2 protein-coding genes, 1 pseudogene and 1 riboswitch are annotated in these 4,046 nt (G+C 69.2%); of the genes and pseudogenes, 2 read left to right on the forward strand and 1 reads right to left on the reverse strand.

The features are described 5' to 3' along the window. Positions 1 to 2,995: cobaltochelatase subunit CobN (gene cobN / locus ACWELQ_RS40225; protein ID WP_452402244.1), on the reverse strand; the 2,995-nt coding region annotated here is incomplete at its 3' end. A gap of 45 nt (positions 2,996 to 3,040) precedes the next feature. Continuing rightward, positions 3,041 to 3,110, reverse strand: a riboswitch (adenosylcobalamin-variant (AdoCbl-variant) riboswitch). 206 nt (positions 3,111 to 3,316) lie between these two features. Between cobN and ACWELQ_RS40230 the strand changes: the two genes are divergently transcribed. Then, positions 3,317 to 3,547 carry a hypothetical protein gene (locus tag ACWELQ_RS40230; RefSeq protein WP_452402245.1) on the forward strand — a complete coding sequence of 77 codons (231 nt, stop codon included), beginning with the start codon at positions 3,317 to 3,319 and terminating at the stop codon, positions 3,545 to 3,547. Positions 3,548 to 3,750: 203 nt separating this feature from the next. Then, positions 3,751 to 4,046 (forward strand): annotated as a pseudogene (locus ACWELQ_RS40235) (precorrin-3B synthase); the annotation flags it as partial.

Below are 4,046 nucleotides of genomic sequence, written 5' to 3' on the forward strand. Positions count from 1 at the left end.
GCCAACTCTTGGAGTCGATCAGCTGCAACAGCCCCGCCCCGTAGGTGCCCGGCTTGGAGCCGAAAATCCTTGTGGTGGCGCGGCGTTCGTCACCGTGCTCGGCCAGGTCGGCCTGGGCGTGGGCGCGCACATAGTTGGATTCGGCGGGCTCGTCGAGCTCGGCCACCAGGCGCACCGCGTCGTCGAGCAGCGCCAGCACGTGTGGGAAGGCGTCGCGGAAGAAGCCGCTGATGCGCACGGTCACGTCGATGCGCGGGCGGCCCAACTCGTCGAGGGCGATGGCTTCCAGGCGAGTGACGCGGCGGCTCGCCTCGTCCCACACCGGCCGCACGCCCAGCAGCGCGAACACCTCGGCGATATCGTCGCCGGAGGTCCGCATGGCCGAGGTGCCCCACACCGACAGCCCCACCGAGCGCGGGTATTCGCCGTGGTCGGCCAGATAGCGTTCCAGCAGCGAATCCGCCATCGCCTGACCGGTTTCCCAGGCCAGCCGCGACGGCACCGCCTTGGGGTCGACCGAGTAGAAGTTGCGACCGGTCGGCAGCACGTTGATCAACCCGCGCAGCGGCGACCCGCTCGGGCCGGCCGGAATGAAACCGCCGTTGAGCGCGTGCAGGATGCGCGCGATCTCGACCCCGGTCTGTCGCAGCCGCGGTACCACCTCGGTGGCCGCGAAACCGAGCACCCGGCGCACCTCGGTCAGCGGGTCTCCGCTCGCGGTGATCCCGGCGGCCTCGGCGAGTTCGCCGCCGAGCAGGGTCTCGGTGACCGCGTCGATGGAGTCGATGTCCCAGTCGACCTCCTGCATGGTCAGCACGAGTTCGCGGGCCAGCTTCTCGAAGGCGTCGACGCGCTCGCGCGACTCGTCCCCGGCTTCGCTGAGCCCCAGCGCTTCCCGCAGACCCGGCACATTGACCTCGCCACCCCACAACTGCCGGGCGCGCAGCATGGCCAGCACCAGATCGACCTCTGCCTCCCCGGCCGGGGCCTGGCCGAGCACGTGCAGGCCGTCACGGATCTGCACGTCCTTGATCTCGCACAGCCAGCCGTCGACGTGCAACAGCATGTCGTCGAAGACGTCTTCCTCGGGCCGTTCGGCTAGCCCCAGATCGTGGTCCATCTTGGCCGCGCGCATGAGCGTCCAGATCTGCTGGCGGATGGCGGGCAGCTTGGCCGGGTCGAGCGCGGAGATATTGGCGTGCTCGTCGAGCAGCTGCTCCAATCGCGAGATGTCGCCGTAGGTTTCGGCGCGCGCCATCGGCGGGATCAGGTGGTCGACCAGGGTGGCGTGGGCGCGGCGCTTGGCCTGCGTGCCCTCGCCCGGATCGTTGACCAGGAACGGGTAGATCAGCGGCAGATCACCCAGCGCGGCGTCCGTGCCGCAGGACGCCGACATGCCGAGGGTCTTGCCCGGCAGCCACTCCAGATTGCCGTGCTTGCCCAGGTGCACCACCGCGTCCGCGGCGAAGCCCTCCGGCGCGGCCAGCCAGCGGTAGGCGGCCAGATAGTGGTGGCTCGGCGGCAGATCCGGGTCGTGGTAGATGGCGACCGGGTTCTCGCCGAATCCGCGCGGCGGCTGCACGATCAGCACCACATTGCCGAAACGCAGTGCGGCGATGACGATTTCACCCTCGGGATCGGCGGAGCGGTCGACGTAGAGCTCGCCCGGCGCCGCACCCCACGCCTCGGTGACGCCCTCGCGCAGATCCTCCGGCAGGGTGTCGAACCACTGCCGGTAGAGCGACGCACCGATGCGAATCGGGTTGCCCTCCAGCTGTTCGGCGCTCAGCCAGTCGGGGTCCTGACCGCCTGCGGCGATCAGCGCGTGGATGAGCGCGTCACCGTCGCCCTGCTCCAGACCGGGGATCTCGCCCTCCGCGCCGAGATCGTAACCGGCCGAACGCATTTCACTGAGCAGCCGGATCGCGCTGGCCGGGGTGTCCAGGCCGACGGCATTGCCGATGCGGGCATGCTTGGTCGGGTACGCCGACAGCACGATCGCGATCTTCTTGCGCTCGTTCGGAATGTGCCGCAGCCGCGCGTACCGCACCCCGATACCGGCCACCCGGGCCGCACGCTCGGCGTCGGGCACATAGGTCGACAGTCCGTCGGCGTCGAATTCCTTGAACGAGAACGGCACCGTGATGATGCGGCCGTCGAACTCCGGCACCGCCACCTGGGTGGCCACATCCAACGGCGAGAGGCCGTCGTCATTGGCCTCCCACTGCGCGCGGCCGCTGGTCAGGCAGAGCCCTTGCAGGATCGGAACATCCAGATCCGCGAGCGCACCCACGTCCCACGCCTCGTCGTCGCCACCGGCCGAGACGGTCGCGGGCTTGGTGCCACCGGCGGCCAGCACCGTGACCACCAGCGCGTCGGCGGTGCGCAGCGCGGCCAGCAGTTCCGGTTCCGCGGTCCGCAGCGAGGCGCAGTACAGCGGCAGCGCCCGCGCGCCCTTGTCCTCGATGGCCTCGCACAGCCCGTCGATATAGCCGGTGTTCCCGGCCAGATGCTGGGCGCGGTAATACACCACCGCGACCGTCGGGGCGTCCGCGTCGACCGCGCGCGCCTCCCGTTCCAGCTCACCCCAGCTCGGCATCTCCACCGGCGGCTCGAACCCGTGCCCGGTCAGCAGCACCGTGTCGGACAGGAAGTTGTGCAGCTGCAACAGGTTTCGCGGACCGCCCGCGGCCAGGTAGTTGTGCGCGTCCGCGGCCACGCCGCCCGGCACCGTCGAGCACTCCATGAGTTCGGCGTCCGGCGCGATCTCACCGCCCAGCGCGACCATCGGAATCCCACTGGCGCGCACCGTCTCCAGCCCGGCCTCCCAGGCGCGCTTGCCGCCCAGGATGCGCACGATCACCAGCTCGGCGCCGTCGAGCAGCCCGGGCAGATCCTCCGGCAGCAGCCGCGCGGGATTGGCGAGCCGATACTCTCCCCCGCTGGCTCGCGCGCTCAGCAGATCGGTATCGGACGTGGACAGCAGCAGAATCACAGGTTTCGGCCTTCCTCGGGTGACGCGCCCAGCACGGTACGGCGCTCGTCGGAAGGTCTGACTGTCACAGTGGCGCGACCGCACCGGAATTGCACCGGTTTCTTCCGTTCGACGAGCTCGCCGATGCTATCGCGCCCGCCGCGTACTCCCCGCAACCCGCCCGGATCACAGTGCGGCAAAGGCTCGTCCGAGCAGCTGGGAGACCGACCGGTCCACCCGTATGCTGCCGGTATGCCAACCACTCCAGGATGGGTCAGGCGGAACCGCTTTGCTGCCTGGTCGGGATACTTTTGCGCACTGGTTGCCTTCGCAACGCTGGCCATGGCCCTCACGGCCGCCGGCTCCGGTCATACGCAGTGGGCCATGCTCGCCGGCATCATCTGCGCCGCCACCGTCCTCTTCGGCATCACCATCATGACCACCACCATCCACCGCGACCACGTCGAACACCACAATGTCCCCAGCCTCATGAACGACACCTGGGAGGTCTCCCCGGCCTTCGCACGCCGCCGCGGCGCCCCGAAGTCCATCGAACCCCACCAGGCGGGCTGACCCCGCTTCCCCGAATTCGCCCAACAGATTCCGGGGCTCGATGCCCCGGAATCTTTCTGTCTCCACCCGAATCCCCTACTGCCCCCACCGACTTTCGGGCAATCAATGCATAGATCGCAATATCTACAAATTTGGATATCGGACAGATACCCATGCGGCCCAGGGATGCTCGACCTCGGCATCCTCCGTAGGCTGGGGGCGTCATGACGCGATCCGATCCCGATTCCTGCCCGGGCGTGCTGCGCCTGCACGAAGCAGCCGACGGTCCCCTCGCCCGTATCCGCGTACCCGGCGGGCGCTTGTCCCCCGAACAGTTGCAGTCCCTCGCCGCGGCGGCGGTCGACCTCGGCGACGGGAACATCGAGCTCACCTCTCGCGGCAACGTGCAGTTGCGACAGGTCCGCGACGCGGCCGCGCTCACCGATCGACTCACCGAGGCCGGGCTGCTGCCCAGCGCCACCCACGAGCGGGTCCGCAACATCATCGCCTCACCCCTCTC

This window comes from Nocardia sp. NPDC004722, assembly GCF_053601505.1.

What these genes read in the sequence shown, in the direction of transcription:
- ACWELQ_RS40230 (WP_452402245.1), top strand. Translation starts at nt 3,317, where the DNA reads ATGGCCCTCACGGCCGCCGGCTCCGGTCATACGCAGTGGGCCATGCTC.